Source organism: Bacteroidia bacterium (assembly GCA_027493955.1).
GTDB lineage: Bacteria > Bacteroidota > Ignavibacteria > SZUA-365 > SZUA-365 > JAOSJT01.
In genome coordinates, this window is sequence record JAOSJT010000001.1 from 1,903,386 (window position 1) to 1,921,814 (window position 18,429).

11 protein-coding genes are annotated in these 18,429 nt (G+C 57.6%); 5 read left to right on the plus strand and 6 right to left on the minus strand.

Annotated elements, in window-relative coordinates; translation table 11 throughout:
- Positions 1-25 precede the first annotated feature (25 nt).
- The 6 genes from M5R41_07440 to M5R41_07465 all read right to left on the minus strand — a co-directional run bounded on the left by M5R41_07440 (position 26) and on the right by M5R41_07465 (position 15,419).
- Entirely contained in the window at positions 26-2,320 is a 2,295-nt protein-coding gene (locus M5R41_07440) for a TonB-dependent receptor (GenBank protein ID MCZ7556217.1), read from the minus strand.
- 458 nt (positions 2,321-2,778) lie between these two features.
- Entirely contained in the window at positions 2,779-3,732 is a 954-nt protein-coding gene (locus M5R41_07445; GenBank protein ID MCZ7556218.1) for a hypothetical protein, read from the minus strand.
- Between the two features lie 457 nt (positions 3,733-4,189).
- Positions 4,190-7,045 carry an SBBP repeat-containing protein gene (locus M5R41_07450; GenBank protein MCZ7556219.1) on the minus strand — a complete coding sequence of 952 codons (2,856 nt, stop codon included), beginning with the start codon at positions 7,043-7,045 and terminating at the stop codon, positions 4,190-4,192.
- 76 nt (positions 7,046-7,121) lie between these two features.
- Positions 7,122-9,629: a right-handed parallel beta-helix repeat-containing protein gene (locus M5R41_07455; protein MCZ7556220.1), complete on the minus strand. Its 2,508-nt coding sequence runs from the start codon at positions 9,627-9,629 to the stop codon at positions 7,122-7,124.
- A gap of 1,972 nt (positions 9,630-11,601) precedes the next feature.
- Entirely contained in the window at positions 11,602-13,374 is a 1,773-nt protein-coding gene (locus M5R41_07460; GenBank protein ID MCZ7556221.1) for a M20/M25/M40 family metallo-hydrolase, read from the minus strand.
- A gap of 260 nt (positions 13,375-13,634) precedes the next feature.
- Positions 13,635-15,419 carry a M28 family peptidase gene (locus M5R41_07465; GenBank protein MCZ7556222.1) on the minus strand — a complete coding sequence of 595 codons (1,785 nt, stop codon included), beginning with the start codon at positions 15,417-15,419 and terminating at the stop codon, positions 13,635-13,637.
- Between the two features lie 227 nt (positions 15,420-15,646).
- Between M5R41_07465 and M5R41_07470 the strand changes: the two genes are divergently transcribed.
- The 5 genes from M5R41_07470 (at position 15,647) to M5R41_07490 (ending at position 18,331) form a co-directional block, all read left to right on the plus strand.
- Positions 15,647-16,315 (plus strand): PspA/IM30 family protein, encoded by a 669-nt coding sequence (locus tag M5R41_07470; GenBank protein MCZ7556223.1) that lies wholly within the window; start codon positions 15,647-15,649, stop codon positions 16,313-16,315.
- A gap of 30 nt (positions 16,316-16,345) precedes the next feature.
- The gene (locus M5R41_07475) at positions 16,346-16,843 is read left to right on the plus strand and encodes a YbjN domain-containing protein (protein MCZ7556224.1); all 498 of its coding nucleotides are present in this window, start codon (positions 16,346-16,348) and stop codon (positions 16,841-16,843) included.
- Positions 16,844-16,886: 43 nt separating this feature from the next.
- Positions 16,887-17,264: a hypothetical protein gene (locus tag M5R41_07480; GenBank protein MCZ7556225.1), complete on the plus strand. Its 378-nt coding sequence runs from the start codon at positions 16,887-16,889 to the stop codon at positions 17,262-17,264.
- A gap of 215 nt (positions 17,265-17,479) precedes the next feature.
- Positions 17,480-17,728, plus strand: a complete 249-nt coding sequence (locus M5R41_07485; GenBank protein ID MCZ7556226.1) for a hypothetical protein — start codon at positions 17,480-17,482, stop codon at positions 17,726-17,728.
- Between the two features lie 234 nt (positions 17,729-17,962).
- Positions 17,963-18,331: an STAS domain-containing protein gene (locus M5R41_07490; protein ID MCZ7556227.1), complete on the plus strand. Its 369-nt coding sequence runs from the start codon at positions 17,963-17,965 to the stop codon at positions 18,329-18,331.
- The last annotated feature ends 98 nt before the right edge of the window (positions 18,332-18,429 follow it).

Below are 18,429 nucleotides of genomic sequence, written 5' to 3' on the forward strand. Positions count from 1 at the left end.
CTTCCTTTGGTAATCCTTCATCGCGTCACCACAGAATGCGCAGCCGCGCAAAGATGTTACGGCCGGGCTCAAGATTGATGAGTCCCCGCAGCGTGGACAAATGCCTTCTGTACGTCCGGTCGAACAGGTTCTCGACACCCGCGAACAATTGCACACCAAGTCCCGCGACGCGCAGGGTGTTCCCGCGAAGATACAGGTCCAAGACACCGGATCCGGGCGTCGTCGTCTCGCCAGCCGCGACATGCTCCTGATCGGCCGTGACCGTGAGGCGCACATCGCCATGGAGCGCGTCGAAAACGGAAAAGCGCATGCCGGCCCGCAATGTGGCCGGTGCGATGGACGGAAGGTTTCCGCCGCTGCCGATATCCTCACCCCGCACGTAGGAAAGGCCGGCGTAAGCCGTGGCACCGGCGAGGATGCTGTACTCTGAAGCGAGCTCAAAACCGTACAGCCGGGCTTTGCCGACATTTTCCTTGACATACAACGTATCGAGCCGCTGCGCATCCACCACCAGATCACGCATCTCGTTGAGAAACACATTCGCCGTCACGCTGAAATGCTCTGTCCTGGCACGGAGTCCGACATCCAGACAGGTGCCCTTTTCCGCCCGCAAAGCCGGATCGCCGATGTAGGTCGCACCTCCGAGTTCGATGTACTGATAACGTTCCTCAAGAGCGGGCGCACGCCAGGAACGCGCCAGATTCAGCGTCATGTCAATTGCCGAATTCAGACGCTGCACAAGACCGGCATGAGCGCTCCACGACACTTCATTGAATTCGGCTTCATTCCAGCGCAGGACGCGGGTGGGCGGCGCATCGTTGCGTACTCCGTTCACTTCGGTGTAGATGAGATCGTATGCCTGCGCATTCCATACATCAATGAGATCCGCACGCGCGCCGATGGTCGCTCGTGTGGCGCCATCGAACAGCCGCATGTCGTCCTGGACGTACACACCCGCACTGCGGAAGGTGGCATCCGGCAGCGGCAGATCCGCGATGATGGTATTTCGGGCCTTTAATTCCCGGATGCGGCGGCCGGTATAGCTCCGCTGCCAGGCGTCCACGCCCGCGACGAAGCGATGCGTCCCGCCGTACATCCATCCCGCCAGCGCTTGTACGCCATCCATCGTATGTTCCGCAGAAGGCCGCAGGACGGTGCTTGGATTGGGCACAATTTCCGCATCGCGTTCGATGAGCTGACGCACATAGCGCACGGACAAATTCTGAACGCCGGGCAACAGCATGGGCGCGGAGTAGGCGACGGTGTACAGCTCACGTTCTTCGGTGGGATAGCGCGCGGACGCGGTGAGCGGGAAGGACGCCCCCCCCGGGATGCCTACGTCCTCGGCCTGCGTCAATTGATACCGGGCTGTGATTTCATGCCCCTCCCACACGCGCGAGCCGACGGACGCCGCCATACTGCGGTCGTGAAAACGGCTGTCGCGCAGCGTACCCTCCGGCGTCATTGCGTCGTCGGCGCTGCGGAGTCGTCCGTGCAGGCGCGCGTACCAGTGTTCATCCCCGGCATCGAGAGTCAGAGTGCCGCTGCCGCCGTTATTGACGCTGGTATAACCGCTCGACAACGCTCCCCCTAGCCGGAAGTGTTCGCTATAACTGCCGGGTGCGGTGCTGATGTTGACCACGCCACCCGTCGCACCGCTGCCGTAGAGCATGGAGGCCGCTCCACGAATGACCTCTATCCTGTCCACGTCGCTGAGGTCGACGAGGGACAATCCTGCCGCAAGGTTGGACGCGGTTTCGATTCTCGCGCCATCGACGATATTCACCACATTGCTGCGACCGAGACCGCGGATGCTCACGTCCGTACCCCAGACGCCATCCCGGATGAGAGCGACACCGGGCTGCGCGTCGAGAGCATCCGCGACACTGATGGCGGGATTGCGCAGCAGTTGCTCGCCCACTGCTACCGTCACCGGAAGAGGGAGATTGCGCAGCAGATCGTCCGAGCGGGTCGCGAATACGCTGACCTCGCCGACATCGACGGGTACAGACTCCAACCGCAGGTCGCGCAAGGCCTGCGTTTCGCCCTGCACGACCGTGACCATTCTTTCCAGCACACGATAGCCGACGTGCGAAACGCGCAGCTCGTACGTGCCGTCGGGCAGTCCGGCAAGAAAAAACTGACCGCGCTCGTCCGTCACACCACCGCGCTGCAACGCGGGGAGGGACACGTGGGCGCCTTGTATCGCATTGCCGCTTTGGTCGAGCACACGGCCGGAGATTCCCCCACCCATGGCGAACACGCTCAAGGGGAAAATGCACAGAAGCAGCAGCAGGGACAGAGAAAACGGATGTCGCATGTTACAGAGGCCTTTCAGCAAGATACCATCGAATTGCACGATCCATCAGCTGTGCGGACACGAACACATCCACAAACGCCGCGCGTCGTGCGTTGAAATGACATCCTGCCTCTCCCATACACGGTCGTTCTCCACGCGACCGCATAGATGTAAAATACGAAAGATCAATATGAGTGGCAATTCAGAATGGATAATGGATAATGGATAATGGATAATGGATAATGGACAATGGATAATGGACAATTATTACGGTGACGAAGAGCGGCAGGATGTCGCTTGCCCCGCACTTCCCGCGCGGTCTCATACGTGAGACGCGGGAGACGCTGCCGCAGCGACGTCGGGCAGGGATGTCGGGGATACTGGGTTTTCCGGGACGTTGTCTCAAGGACCTTTGGGTTGGAATTCGTGCCCAATGCTCAACATGCAGGCAACAGCTCTACAGAGACCGCTCGTATGCATTACATTACCCGCAGCATCTCCATCACACTTCCCGACGAGTTCCGCAGGAGCATGAGATACGGTCCCGCCGCGCAGGCAGAGAGATCGACCACATGGTAATTCTCTCCGTGCAGGGCGTGAATTCTCGATTGATGCACAGTTCGCCCGAGAAGATCCGAGATGACGATGTCCACATCGCCCGCATTTGCGCTGAAATGCATCAATACGGTCCGTCCGGAACGTACGGCGGTATTGTGCAGTCGGAGATCCGTCGGTAAAGCCACATCCCCGACGCTTGTCGCGGGGCCGTCGTAGATGCATCGCACGCAAATACCATTCGGACGAGCAACGGGCAGGACACGAATCTCGCTCGGACCGACTTGTACGATTTGTGTCCGGTCTCCGCTGGCCGGATCGGCGGCCCAGAACGAGGCGCGAGCTTCGTCCGTGGCATAGCCGGGGCTGAACTTGCCGCTCATTTCGTCGCGGTATCCGGTGAACAGCGCGTCGAAGCCGGAGGAGCCACCTTCGATCATGGCGATATACGCCGCTGCACCGCCGAGATGCAGTGTCAGAATCCGCCATTCGTTGTTGGAAGGGACATGCCAGCCCTCGGGACAAATGCCGCGCACCGGAAGCACCACCGGACCGCTCCACTGCTGGACGGCTTCCTCCCACTCATACATACCGCCGCGTTTCAGCACACCGCCCTCGCCGTCGCAGTTGGCGGCGGAATTCTCCCAGCAATACTTCTCGACCACATTGTTGTCGCGCATCAGCGAACCGAATCTGCTCGAAGGTACATAGGTGCCGATGTTCAGATTCTCCGCCATCCACACCTGCGTGCCGATGACCACGGTGCGATACACCTGTCCGTCCCTGGCATCGGTTATCGGCTCCCCCGGCGCCCACTGGGCCCTCGCCGCGGTGCTGTACACCGCCAGAATGACAATAATTATCGCAATGCATTTCATATTCAGACTCCATTTATTACGGAAACGACTTTTTTATCACGTTCTTACTTCTGTCCGGAGCATCGCAGACTTAACCTGCCATGATTCCCGATTCCTGCAACGAAGCGAGACGTTGCCGCGGAGACGTTGGGCGGGTGTCGTCAGATTCGTGCGTGATTTCCGCACAACGATTTTATCGATACCCAACCGTCATTGCTGAATCCCAACCGAGACGTTGCCGCGAAGACGTTGGGCTATGTCCGCGGCCGTCACGCCGGATTCATCGCGCAACGTCTCTACAAACGATCCATTTTTTAATTCGCAACCGAGACGTTGCCGCGGAGACGTTGGGCTATGTCCGCGGCCGTCACGCCGGATTCATCGCGCAACGTCTCTTCGCATGCAACGTCTCTACAAAGGCAACGTCTCGACAATTTGTCACAATTATCCATTGTCCATCGTCAATTATCCATTCCTCCTACCGCATCACAATCACGCGGCGGGTGATGCGCACAGCACCGGCGGTAAGCGTGCACAGGTACAACCCCGAGCGCCACTCGGCGACGGGCAGCACGACGCTGTGGGAGCCACCGGGGATGGATTGCTTGTCGTACACGAGCGCGATCTCGCGGCCGGTGATGTCATGCACGGACAGGCTGCTGTTGCTCTCGGCGGGCAGTGTGAAATTAAGTGTGAGCCAATCCCGCGCGGGCGAGGGATAGGCGGTTTCGAAGCTGACTGCCAACGCACCATTCTCGGGCGCGACCTCCACCACGGGCGAGTGCTCAAACGTACCATCGTTATCCACCATGCGGAGGCGGTAGAAGATGCGCGTTTCTGCTGTGCCGGGATTGCTGTCGAGATAGCGGTAGTCGCGACCCTCGCCGCTCCGTACAGCCACGGGGACGAAGCCGATGTCATGCCAGCCCGCGTTCGTGTAAGCAGCCGCGTGCTCATACCGCCGCTCGATGATATAGCCATACGCATTGACCTCGCTCTCGCTGCGCCAGGTGAGCTCTACACCGCCGTATACCCGCTGGGCAGCGATGCGGGATAGGGTGACAGGGATGTAGCCGTCGTGACGGATGCGGGTGATGAAACAATCATCCGGATATTCGCCTCTGCTATCCCGCACGCCGGCAATGGTGTCCTGTACCGCGTTAAGTACCGGGAAGTTGTTGCTTTTTGTATACCCACCAACGTACAGGAAGCCCCGTTTGTCACCTACGATGGACATACCCCTATCTGCATCATTACCACCTAACCATGTTGCCCACTGCCGCGCCCCGGCACTATCGAATTTTGCAACAATGCCACTGGTAAATCCAGGTCCACCCATATGCGGTGGCGTGGGGTAGGCCGCACGGTGAACGGGGAAACCAGACTCGCCGGAGTATCCCGTGATATACACTGCGGACGAGGAGTCCGTAGTGATGGCAAGCGCATTGTCACCAGAGGGCCCACCAATATACGTGGACCATATCAGCGCGCCGGCTGAATCATATTTCACAATGACAGCATCAGTAAATCCGGCACGCTGTGCTTGCCATGCATTACGCACGGGAAAATCATTGCTCGATGAATTACCAGTGACAAGCAAATTGCCACCCACGTCGAAGGAAAGAGATGAGAGAACTTCATTACCTGCCCCCCCGCAGAAGGTACTCCATAGCGGTACGCCACTGCTGTCGAACTTCGCAACAATTCCATCCTCATTACCGCCCCCCCGCAAGGGTTGCGCCGCGTTCAGCACCGGGAAAGCAACGGAATCAGGGGTTTCCCTTCGATCTGTCCCGCAAAATGCGAAACTGCCGTCCCGATGAACAGCGCCGGCAAGCCCGTAGGCCGGGGAGAGCCCACTATAGTAGGACGAATATATCAGATTGCCCGCCGAACCGAGCTTGAAGAAAAATGGATTTATTCTCGCCGTGGGAATTGCCTGAAATGCCCTCTTGATCGGGAAGCCCTGCACGCTGCCGCCAAAAATTTGAGATGAACCTCCGCCATAGATATTCCCCGCTTGATCCGTGCCGATCCACTGAATAAAATCGTCACTGGTTCCTCCAAAGTATGTGGCCCAGAGCCGCATGCCATTGGTGTCGAGCTTCACGACGACGCCATCCACACTACCATCATCCCCATCTCCATTGGTCGATTGCATCGCATTGAACACCGGGAAATCGACACTGGCTGTCCAACCTCCAATGATGACGTTTCCGATGCCATCCACCGAGACGGAGTTACCTCTTTCACGCAACCTGCTTCCTCCAAAGTAGGTCGCCCAACGGAGCTGTCCGGCGCTGTCGAACTTCATCGCGAACATGGTGTAGTTCGACGGGGTGTCAACGTAACTCGAGGGTGAGAACGAGGATTGCCAGGCCCTGTACACCGGAAAATCGACACTGGAGGTCCACCCCGTCGCGACCACGGCGTTTCGGGGATCACATACGAGAGCAGTGAGGTAGTCGGCACGGCTACCGCCGTAATAGGTCGACCAGGGATCGATGATCAGGGTCTTGCCCTTGTCGTAGTCGTCAACATCGAAGCGCAATTCATTTTGATCGAGCATGTACGAGGAAGCAATCTCAACCACACCATTTTCGCCCGTCTGAAAGCTGAACGGCTCGCCCTCCCGCGTGTGGCCCTTCGACCAGTGCAGCCGAAGCGTGCCATCCGACAGCGCCTCCCTACGATCGTAGCCATCGAGGTTTAAACGAATGTCCTCCAGCCTCCCTCCCGGCCGCACCTCGAACTCGTATTTCAATCCATCGATGGCCGCGTAAAGCACGAGATCGATATTCGGATACAGCTCCTTGTACCGCAATGCGGCGAAGCTACGAACACGTGTAATCCCGTCCGGACAATGCGGGAAGTAGTAATTCAAATGCCTCGATAGTTCCTCGCCCGTTTCCAACTCGACATGCGGATTTGCTCCGATAAAGGTGTGATCAAAGCGGTATCGGCGCAGGTTCCGGGTCGCGCGGTGATCATCCGCAGTTATGAGGGACCGCTCGTAACCGGTGTGCTTCGAGCCCCCCGTCGCCTCGCTTACCGCGTCGGGTTCCGTCTCATCCACGCTGTATACCACGCGCCAGCCGGTCGGCGTGAAATAAACCGTTGCCCCGTTAAAGAACGCGTAATAGCGAACATCGTCAGCTTTCTGCTTCTCTGTTGTACGTATCTGTCCGAGATTTTCATAAAATGCGCCACCAAGGGGGTTATCCGCTACGAGCTTCCTCTGTTGAGGGTCCGGCCCGTCGTTGCCGGAATATGCGCAAAACGATGAGAGGAATAACACCATCAGTATGGTCGGAAAATGCTTATATCGTGCCATCGGAGCCTCGGGATGATGTTGAACTCACCCCCGGCCCCCTCTCTTACCAAAGAGGGGGGCAGGGGTGTGAATGGAGTTATTTCGTGAGAAGTAAACGTCGTGTTTGCACGCTACTCGCGTTGCGCAGCACGACGTGATACATGCCCGAGGGCAGGCTGCCGGCATCGAAGGTGAGGCTGTACCGTCCTGCGTCGTAGTGCCCGTTGACAAGCGTTGCAACGGTGCGGCCCAGAACGTCGGTTACAAACAGGGTGATGTCCTGTCGCTCGAACAATGTTACCGCGATACTGGTCTGCGGATTGAAGGGGTTCGGGTAGGGCTCGGCCAGGAACATCGTCACGGACCGTACGGCCGGGGTGCCGCCCGCCTCCGTGCGTACCTCGGGCGTTTGCATCAGTCCACGGGTACGGCGGTAGCGAAGCAGGTCGCTGGTGTACGATCCGGACGGATCCGCCGCCCGCTTGCCGAACTCGATGCATCCAAGCGAATCGGTCTGAGATTCGTCTGCATAATCCAGCGTCGATCCACCGTTCGCGATCAGATTCAGGTTCCAGGCCGTCAGACCATCCCACCAATTTTCACGAAAATAGCCGAACGAGGAGTTGTTGAGAATCACCTGTATCCCGCTCGACGGTGTAAAAATGCTGTTGACCGCGCCGAGTGTCACCGCTATGCCGCCATTGTTGAGGTACTCCCGGCCGAAATCCAGATACGAATCACCCGCCGAGCGGATATTCTCGTAATTGTCGAAGATACAGTTCCGTCCTTCGAACATCTTACGAACAACAATACTGTCGACATCCACCGGGTTGCTCGCCGGATCCATACTCTGGTCCTCATGATACCAGCCGCGGATGCGGGCGGGATCGGCCTGCGTGCCCGAGGTATAGATACCGCGATAGAGATTGCCGAACACGCGCGAGTAGCGCAGTGTGGTCCAATTCGAGCCGCCCTCCACATGGATTCCGATTTTATTGGAATCAATTCGTGTATAGTTGATGAATGGACCGACGGTGTTATGGATGAAGTACCCGCAGCTATCGTTGGCGCGCACGGTACAGCTATCGAAATGCGCCTCGTCGCTGTCGACGATTTCAATTCCATGTCCGCCATAGCTTATTCCGCCCGCCTGAGGAAAGGTAAAGGCCGCCTTGGTGATTCCCGTCCAACTGAACGTCGGGTGGGATTGCGCACCTTCGATGAGCACATTGCTGCTGCGCGCGGAGCTCGCGACCCCGCCCGTGTTGCTTATCAATGACACATCCACATCCGGGCTACAGTTGATGATGTGCATGCCATGATCGCGCGATGAATCGATCTCCACGACTTCGAGCTTCACGTCGCTGCTCTCTTCAACCTTCATCCCGACAACGGCCGAGCTGATACGCGCGGAGTGCATATAGATCGTCGCCCCCGTTTCACCGGCAATTCCCGTCCATGCGCCCTTGTCCGTGTTCTGGTAACAGAACCAGTCTGTTACGCCGTATGGATGGGTATGGGAAGTGCGGAACGTCCCGCCGTCCCGCACCGTCAGGCCTTTATCCCCAGCGAACATCACCTTTGTCTCCACGACCGTCGGCGCGTTGATGACATCCGGATCACTGGTGACGCGCCAGGTGCTGCCGGAAGGGATGACGATATTGTCTTTCACAAGTGCGTGCACATCGAGACGGGCATCGGCCACTCCGTAGGGAATTGCATCGCTGTTCGGTGCGCCTCCACTATTGGGGCCGGTGTAATTCGGATCGATGCTGAAGTTATGGCGGTCGCGGACGTAGGACTGCGCATTGGGATCGTTGCGGACGAGTTGCCAGTATTTCACCGATATACCATCCTGACCAAAGCTCCCGCAATCGATCATGTCAGGATCGTCCGGATCATCACTCGATACCCATATCCTGACCTCGTCATCGTTGTCGCCGCCTTCGGGATCAACGAGAATATTCCTGAACCCCGTGCCGCCGTCAGCCCATTTCCCGTCGGTCAAATCGAGCTGTATGGTGAAATCTTCATAATCATGTTCAATCCTGATGTTATACACGCCGGCTCCGAGCAACTCAGTAGTCATTCTCGTCACATCGCCTGAAACGAGCGGCGGTGTGGAGCTCCACTTCGAGTGGTAGATCCCGAGAATGTCGCTGGAAACCTGGTACCGGCCGAACGCATTCGAGCTCAGCTGGAGGCTATACTCGCGGGTGTGATCAAAGACCATTCCGGCAACGCTGACCGTGACATAATAATTGGGGTCGGTTTGCGAAGGTTTGAACGCGAGAGTCGGGCAGGCGTCCCGGGCGACGGGAGGGTTTGTCAGGCTCGAAGAGCCAAAATCAACAGGCTGTTGTGCTCGCGCCGGCACAATCATCAATGCCATTGTAAGGAAGGCTATTGAGATAATCAATGCCGCGCAGCGGCGCTTGACGCGCAGCGGCGCTTGACGCGCAGCGGCGCTTGACGCGCAGCGGCGCTTGACGCGCAGCGGCGCTTGACGCGCAGCGGCGCTTGACGCGCAGCGGCGCTTGACGCGCAGCGGCGCTTGACGCGCAGCGGCTGGCGCCGCTGCGACGGGACGAGTTTCACATTGCATAACGCATCTCCTTGTGGATAAGTGAAGGGACTGTGCCGTTAATCGACGCACTATGACAAGACCATTTGGGACCTTGCTCTATAGGGAGGGGAGATTGCGTTATGAAGGCTGTAAATACTTTCTGCGTTTGTGAAAAGAAGCGCACCGCGGCGTACCGATCTCGCATGTGCGGGAAGGTCCCGCTTGCGGGCTTCGGAGCTGATGCCCCATGCAGGCGATTGCGGATCCCTGATTGTCGAACGCTGTCCGGCGTCCCTTTGCCGGTTGGGGTGGTTGCTGGCGAGAGCACTACCACATCATATTGCATCCAATGCCCTCGCGAGCGTAAAACACATGCGCGAGATGCTGCCGCTTCATCGCAGCAAATCCGGCTCATGTCAATGACTCGATAGAAGGTGCTGTTTACGCTCATGCCCACGTCTCAGGCGAGATTGGAAACATTGGATGGAGCATATTTAGTGAATTGCTTTTTCAGATGCAAGCAAAATCGAACGGAGCTGTACGAATTTTTTCCCGTCGCGCCCCTCCATCCCGCATTTCGGGCCTGCTGGTGCGGATAGCGTACGCAAATTCATTTTTTGTCAGGTTGAGCGGAGGAGGACAGCGGAGCGACGTTGCCTCGGGGACGTTGGGGGGGACGGTATTTATTTTCCCTCCGCCGGTTAATGGCATCTTGGAGACAGTACCTGCTTTCTACGTGCGTAACGGAAAAAATCATGCTTTTCCGTAGTAGCGGATCCGCTCTGCTGACAACAGATTGTCGACGCTGAGTCCGCCAAAGCTCGTCAACCTGAGTGTGCCCACCAGTCCGCCTCAGGCGGATACACTGGTCCAATTCGTGGTTGACATCAGCTTTTTCGCTCATTCACAAGTACCGTCACCCTGAGCGTAGCACCCGCGGCAAAATCTTGGTTTGAGGTACTCTCGTTTACAGGTGAGGAGTCGAAGGGCCTGCGTCCGGTTTCTACGACTTTCGCAAGCTCCGACTCCAAGATGTCATTAACAGGAGGCACGACAAGAAAATCTGCAGGTGAAGTGAAATAGTCAGCAGAGTGCCGTCTCGAAGGTCGAAGACTCGCCGCGGCGGGGTGATTGGTTTCGCTCCAGCAAGCGGTTTGTAAGTCCGCTCGAGTCTACGAGTACGATGCGCAAGAAATCACCCTTCGAGACGCAGCCGCACACGATCAGTTCTTCGATCTGAAATCATCTTGCGGCTGCTCCTGTTAATGACATCTTGGAGACTGTGCGGACTTACTTGACTCGCGGATTCCGGACGCAGGCCCTTCGACTCCACGACCGTGAAAGTCTGTACCTCAGACTCAATCCGTACAGCGGTCGTTTCGCTCAGGGTGACGGGGTTTGTTGGCACTGCTGATACGACTCAGATGTCATCTCAGAAATGGGCCAGTGTATCCGCCTGAGGCGGACTGGTGGGCACACTGTTAATGACATCTTGGAGACTGTGCGGACTTACTTGACTCGCGGATTCCGGACGCAGGCCCTTCGACTCCACGACCGTGAAAGTCTGTACCTCAGACTCAATCCGTACAGCGGTCGTTTCGCTCAGGGTGACGGGGTTTGTTGGCACTGCTGATACGACTCAGATGTCATCTCAGACATGGGCCAGTGCATCCGCCTGAGGCGGACTGGTGGGCACACTCAGGGTGACGGTGCTTTCTTTGATTGCCTAAATTCAATTTCACACTCGTTATAAACCGTCCGCTTCGGGCGGACCGAATAACGATTCCCAATTAACGATTAACGAATCGCAGTCGAGACGTTGCCGCGGAGACGTTGAGGCAAGTCCGTGGGCGTCACGCCGGATTCATCGCGCAACGTCTCTTCGCATGCAACGTCTCTTCGCATGCAACGTCTCTTCGCATGCAACGTCTCTACAAAGGCAACGTCTCTACAATCCGTCATAATTATCCATTCTCCATTATCCATTGTCCATTATCAATTGTCCATTCCATCACAGTTCGACGATCAGCACGACTTTTTCACTGCCCCGGAGGACTTCGATACTGATGCGCTGACCCGGAGTGAACTCGGCGAGGCGGCTCATGTAATCGTAGACGCCGGTGACGGGTTTGCCTTCCATGGCGACAATGATATCGCCCTTCTTCATACCGGCAAGATCGGCGGGACGGCCTTTCATTACCGCATCCGCCTTCAGACCCTTTCCATCACTGGAACTGACGTCGGGCATGATGCCGAGGGTGACTTTGAAGCGGCGGCTGCCTTCGGGACGGGACTTCGGTCCGGCTTCCTGAAACGCCAGCGCCCCGTCGCGGTTGGCCGCATCGCGTACAATGTCGAAGACAAGATCCGACACCAGCTTGTGTCCTTCATAATTCAGGCGGTCCGCATCATCATCGGGAGTATGGTAGTCGTCGTGCACGCCGGTGAAGAAAAACAGCACCGGGATGTCCTTCGCGTAAAACGCCGCATGATCCGAGGGGCCGAAACCCTCCGGCGACATCGACGGACGGACCCCATGCCGATTCGCAGCGTCTTGAACCAGTTCCTGCAATCCTACCGCAGTACCCACGCCACCGATGCTGAGCGAGCGCGCGGTGTCCATTCTGCCTACCATGTCCAGATTGCACATAAGGCGTGCCTTCGTCAGGTCCAGAGGCGGATTGCGTGTAAATTCCTTCGCGCCCAACAAGCCCATTTCCTCGGCGGTGAATAGCGCGACGACGACACTGCGTCTGATATCCGATCGTGAAGCGGCGATACGCTCTATCACTTCTATCGCCGCCGCGGTGCCGGACGCATTGTCGTCCGCGCCATTGTGCACGGCGCTGGTGTCCGGCCGCCGTGACCCGCTTCCCGGCCCACCCATTCCAAGGTGATCGTAATGCGCACCGATGAGCACATATTCATCTTTCAGCACAGGATCGGATCCTTGCACAAAACCGACCACATTGTGCGCAGTGATGCGCTGCGGAATCAAATCGACGAGTGCTTCGAATTCACCGCTGCATTCCGCGCGGACTGGTGCCTTCTCGCGGTTCAGCGCTGCCTCCAGTTCGCCGATGCTCTTTCCCGCCAGCAGCTTTTCCGCGATGGTGCGACGTACGCTGATAACCGGGATGTCCATGGGCGTGTCTTGCTGCTGAAAGACCAGCTCGACAAGCTTGTCCTCGGGATTCGCCGCCGGGCCGGACACGAACATGATGCCGGCCGCGCCGCGGTCCTTCGCCGCGAGGGCTTTCACACGCAGCGGTATAAATGGATCGTAGTCGCCGCTTTTGTCGTCGGGGCTGCCGCGCAGGATAATGACCCATTTGCCGGCGACATCGAGGCCCTCATAATCGCGCCAGGAACTCTTGTCCTTCTCGAAGTCAAAGCCGTAGCCTGCCCATACCACAGGCGCGGAAATGGCTTCATTACCCGAAAAGGAAATCGGTCTGAAATCCTTATCCAGCATACCATCCTGCCCATCAATCCTGATGCGGCACTCGGTGGTTGCTTTAATACCAGTGGTGATCTCGAAGGACTGGAAGCCGTCGTTGCCGAGCAGCGTCACGCCTGCCTGGCGGAGTTCTTCGCGAATGTACGCGGCGGAGGAGTCGGCTCCCGGCGTACCGGGCTTCCTCCCTTTCAGCGCAGCGGAGGCGAGATAGGAGACATGCGCACGGAGTTCTTCAACGGCGATATCGGGATGTTGTACGACCTGTGCCGCAGCTGCTGAAACGAGCGTGATGGCAAGACAGACGAAGGAGAAAAATGATTTCATCACAGTACACGAGAGTGTTGGTAATATTCACCATTCTCAATGTATGAAGAAATTGTGTTCCGTGGAGTGCGCCGCACACACTACCACGTCATTATGCCGCGGGATGAGCCTGAACCCGGGATCGCGAAGAAAACCGTTGCGTGATGCGCACCCACAGGATCTGATGCCTGCGGGACCTCGTCTTCGATTTCACAAACGGTATTCCGCAGCCGGAGGTATCGTTCTTCCGACGATGGATGAGGCGCTCTGCAGTGCCGCCATTACTTACCGACCAGTTCCACACGCAGCTCTATGGTCGTTTCGTCACGACGAACGAGGACGGGCACTGCTTCGCCTGCCTTGTGACGTCCCAATGCCGCCATGTAATCGTAAATGTTGCCCACGGTGGTCTCTCCGAACTTCACAATGATATCGCCTTCCTTCATACCGGCTTTTTCCGCCGGGCTGCCCGGGCTGGCGCCGCTTATACGGAAGCCCTCGCCGCTGTGCGCATAGTCGGGTATCGTCCCGACGTACACCGAGAAGCGCATATTCTGCTGTGCTTCCTTCCGTTCCACGCGTGTGAATGCCGGAGCGTCGCGCGTGCGATCGATTGCGCGCACCACTTCCGCCGTGAAACGCGTCACCTCTTCGAGACCGGTGTAGTTCAGTTTGTCCGCGTCGTCGCTCGGACGGTGATAATCGCTGTGCAATCCCGTGAAGAAAAAAAGCACGGGAATATTTTTTCCGTAGAAGGACGAATGATCGCTGGATCCCTGCCCGTCCTCGATACGCGCGAGGTCGAAGCCGAAATCGCCATTCGAGGATGTCACGAGGTCGTTCCACACAGGCGACGTACCCGTACCCTGCACATGTAGTCGCCGTGTACTGTCAGGCAGGCGGCCGATCATGTCGAGATTGATCATTGCGATGATGTTCTCGAGCGGCACGGTGGGATGGGACACCCAATGCGCGGAGCCCAGCAAGCCCATCTCCTCCCCGCTGAACGCGAGAAAGAGCATGGAGCGTGAAGGACGTTGCGCAGCGAAATATTCCGCCAGTTCCAGCATGCCCGCTGTACCGGAAGCGTTGTCGTCCGCGCCATTATGTATCATCGGCTCGGTGCCACGGTACAGTGATCCTTCCTGTCCCCAACCCAGATGGTCGTAATGCGCGCCGACAACAATTGCCTGCGCACGCAGCGGCTCGCTGCTTCCGGGCAACAGACCGGCGACATTGCGCGTCTTCGCACGCACCAGCTCGATGGAAAAACGTCCCGACACTTCGGTCTGCTTCCGGGCGGACTGTGTCGGGACCGAGCTGCTTAATACTGCGCTGTCAATTCCCGCGGCGAGCAGCAGGCCTGCGGCAGCGGATCGCGAGATACGTCCGACCGGAAGTCCTGCATTCGACGAAGAACCGTCCCAACGAAATTCGCGCGACGCGACGACCGCATCGTCAACCAGCAGCAATGCAGCAGCTCCCGCTTCGCGCGCGGCGAGGGCCTTGGCGCGCGACGTCGCCTGCATCACCCCGGGGTCGTGGGGATTCATGTCCGCCGGGACCCCATGGAGCGCAAGGACCACGGCACCCGAGGCATCGATGGAACCGTAATCGCCAGGCGTGCCGGGCGATCCCGCCATTCCGTAACCAGCGAACACGACAGGTCCTGAGAACCCGGCGTCAGCGGAGAAGGTCGCCGGGATGTAGGAGAGGGAATCGACAAAAACGCTGTTCCCATCGCGCAGGAGCGAGAGAGAAGAAGCGCCGCGACGGACGCCCTTGACCACCTCGAACTCCTGGAAGAAGCCGGCCGTCCCCGCCGGCTGCAGACCGTAGCGCGCGAACTCGCGCGCAATGTAGACCGCCGCGCTGTCAATGGCGGCTGTCCCGCTTCCGCGACCTTCGAGCGCATCCGAGGAAAGCCACGCGACATGTGCTTTGAGATTATCGGAGATAATTGCCGGATTACGCTGTATCGGCGCCGGCAGAGTCTGCGCCAGTACGGGATACGACGCAAGGGTGGATATAAAGAGCAGCAGGACTGTTGTACGACGTGTATGCATAGGGCACCGGAATGGCTGTGATCACATCTCCACCCAACGGATATCCACGCGGAGGAGTTCCCGCGCGACGTGGAATGACCGTGCGATCACACTGCGCGCCGAAAAATGAAACGCTTTCGAGTACTGATTTTATTGACTGAAATGCATGTGCGATTGCATTCACGAAAGAAATGAGTATATTCGCACAATTGGTTATTACTACGTGAGCTCAATCACTGGAGGATTTTATGGCAGGAATATTCGGACGGATTTCCGATATCATCAAAGCCAACGTCAACGATTTGATAGACCGCGCGGAAGATCCGGAGAAAATGATCAAGCAGATGGTGATCGAGATGGAGGAGGCAGTCAACAAGGCAACCACCGCCGTCGGTTCCGCGATCGCCAACGAGAAGCATCTCGAACGCCAGCACAACGAAAAGAAAAAGCTCGCCTCCGAGTGGCATGAACGAGCGGTCAAGGCCGTGAATGCCGGCAGAGACGACCTCGCGCGTCAGGCGCTCGAGAAGAAGAACATGTTCGACAAAGCCGCCAACGATGTGGAGGGACCTCTCGCGGAAGCGAAGAAGACTTCCACTGTTATGCGGCAACAACTCGAGCAGCTCAAAGTCAAGCTCGATGAGGCCCGTGTGCGCCAGGGAACATTGATCGCTCGCCACCAGGCCGCAAAAGCCAAGAAGCAGATTTCGCAAAGTTTGTCCGGTATCGGCGACGGCGCTTTCGCAAACTTCGAAAAATACGAACAGAAGGTGCTGAAAGTGGAGTCCGAAGCCGAGGCCTTTGCGGAACTCGCCGGCGAAACCACGTCGCTCGACGACGAATTCCGAAAGCTGGAGGCCGGGAGCTCTGTCGAGGAGGAACTCGCATTGCTCAAGGCCGCGGCGAATAAAGAGTGATTGCGGAACACAATACAAGGAGCACGAATCATGGCCAATTTTGTTGCCGCAACACAGAAAAAAGTCAAATCCTACCTCAAGCAGATCTACGGAAAACAGTATGCCAACATCGTGACGGAGATCGACGGCTCTTTCGTCGTCCGCCGCGGTTCCGCCGCCGTGCATGTTTCCGTCAAGGCCTGGGGCAAGGACGATTGTCTCGTGACCGCCCTCGCCTACGTTGTACAAAACGCGAAAGTCGGTCCCAAACTTCTCACCACCCTGATGCGGCGCAATGCCTCCGAGAACATCGGAGCGTATGGGTTGCTGTTTGATGACACCATCGTCTTCAGCCACAGCATCGCCGGGGCGAACCTCGACATGAATGAACTTCGTGTCACCATCGGCACGGTTGCGTATGTAGCGGATGAATCTGACGACGAAATCCGCAAGATCGCAGGCGGTCTCCGCGCCGTTGACGCAAACGCGAGTCTGTTCGACCTACCGGTGGAGCAGCCTGCTGCAAGGACGAAAGCAAAAAAACCCTAGAAGGGTCATTTCACTTCCTCACAACAATCGCGGAGATGTTCTAATGGCAAAAACCCCGGCTCCCAAGAAGGCTGCCGCGCCGAAAAAAGCTGCTGCTCCCAAGGCCGCCGCACCCAAAAAGGCCGCCGCCCCCAAGGCTGCTGCTCCCAAAAAAGCCGCCGCACCCAAGGCCGCTGCTCCTAAAAAAGCCGCTGCTCCCAAGGCTGCTGCACCGAAAAAGGCTGCTGCCCCCAAGGCCGCCGCGCCGAAGAAAGCTGCTGCTCCGAAGGCTGCCGCACCCAAGAAAGCCGCTGCTCCCAAGGCCGCCGCGCCGAAGAAAGCCGCTGCTCCGAAGGCTGCCGCACCCAAGAAAGCCGCTGCTCCCAAGGCCGCCGCACCGAAAAAGGCCGCTGCACCCAAGAAAGCGGCTCCCAAGAAATAATTTCGTTGACATACGTCCCCTCAACAGGCTTCCGGCATCCGGTGGCCTGTTGTCATCTCTGGGCTGTCGGCGATCCCGCCTCCTTCCTGCCCGGCCTTTGAATTCTATTCAATCTTTTTTCACCGCGACCAGTATGTATGCAATTGAAAATCTCTCGAAGATGCACCATATTGAGAGAGTGAATCCCTTGGCCCGTAATAACCGAAGACCTACCCATGACTGCTGAGATTCTGCAATGGCCGGAGGAAAGCCTTGAACGGAAAGCGTACGCCGCAGCGGCCGTCGTGCCCGCTCTGGAGCCGAATGATACCAACCGACTCGGGTATCATCTGTACCTTTTCCTGAAGGGTGACATCCCTTCATTACAGGACGCCGTGCATCTCGCGCAGGCCCGAACCCACGTCAGTACGCAGGAAGTGATGCGCTTGTTGGCGGCAGCCCTCGAAAGCAGTGGCGCTGAATGAATGAAAATGATCGCACGCTCGAGGAACTGCACCGCGCGGAGCAACGCACCTGCCCTGAATGCGCGTATGCCGTACTCAATCCGCTTACGGACCGTTGCCCACGCTGTTTTGCCCTCGTGCCACGCGTAGAGACAAACTGCGGCTCCTGCACGCATCAAGGAAATTGCGAATTTGTGCACCTCGCACAGCACATAAAGACCAGAAATCAATGAACTTTCACATTTGAGGCTAGCAATGACTATCACTGAAACATTCAACGGCGACGTGGTCGTCCTTGAACTGAAGGGGAACCTGATGGGAGACCCCGAGACAACGGAACTCCGTGAGAAAATCCGCAGTCTGGTGGCTGACGGTTTTCTGAAGGTCGTCCTGGATATCGCGAAACTGAAGTGGGTGAACAGCTCCGGACTCGGTGCGCTGATCTCTTCCCTCGCCACCGTAAACAACGGAGGCGGAGACATGCGCATCGCAAACGTCACTGAAAAAATCAACAGCCTGTTCATGATTACCCAACTCATCAAGGTATTCAAGAGCTTCGATTCCGTTGACCGGGCGGTCGCCAGCTTCATGGTGGACCCGCCGGCCGGAAAACCGGTCGAATGAACGCTGTAGCAAAAACACCGACGGGCCCGCAAGGGCCCGTCGGTGTTTCATGTCTTTTTGCTTTGTGCGCCGGGATGCGAACAGCCGCCAATGCCTCT

Bases quoted from the DNA above. Each gene is read 5' to 3' on its own strand.
- M5R41_07475 (MCZ7556224.1), top strand. From the start codon at position 16,346: ATGGCCAATTTTGTTGCCGCAACACAGAAAAAAGTCAAATCCTACCTC.
- M5R41_07450 (MCZ7556219.1), bottom strand. From the start codon at position 7,045: ATGGCACGATATAAGCATTTTCCGACCATACTGATGGTGTTATTCCTC.
- M5R41_07460 (MCZ7556221.1), bottom strand. From the start codon at position 13,374: ATGAAATCATTTTTCTCCTTCGTCTGTCTTGCCATCACGCTCGTTTCA.
- M5R41_07470 (MCZ7556223.1), top strand. From the start codon at position 15,647: ATGGCAGGAATATTCGGACGGATTTCCGATATCATCAAAGCCAACGTC.
- M5R41_07485 (MCZ7556226.1), top strand. From the start codon at position 17,480: ATGACTGCTGAGATTCTGCAATGGCCGGAGGAAAGCCTTGAACGGAAA.
- M5R41_07490 (MCZ7556227.1), top strand. From the start codon at position 17,963: ATGACTATCACTGAAACATTCAACGGCGACGTGGTCGTCCTTGAACTG.
- M5R41_07480 (MCZ7556225.1), top strand. From the start codon at position 16,887: ATGGCAAAAACCCCGGCTCCCAAGAAGGCTGCCGCGCCGAAAAAAGCT.
- M5R41_07465 (MCZ7556222.1), bottom strand. From the start codon at position 15,419: ATGCATACACGTCGTACAACAGTCCTGCTGCTCTTTATATCCACCCTT.
- M5R41_07440 (MCZ7556217.1), bottom strand. From the start codon at position 2,320: ATGCGACATCCGTTTTCTCTGTCCCTGCTGCTGCTTCTGTGCATTTTC.
- M5R41_07455 (MCZ7556220.1), bottom strand. From the start codon at position 9,629: ATGCAATGTGAAACTCGTCCCGTCGCAGCGGCGCCAGCCGCTGCGCGT.
- M5R41_07445 (MCZ7556218.1), bottom strand. From the start codon at position 3,732: ATGAAATGCATTGCGATAATTATTGTCATTCTGGCGGTGTACAGCACC.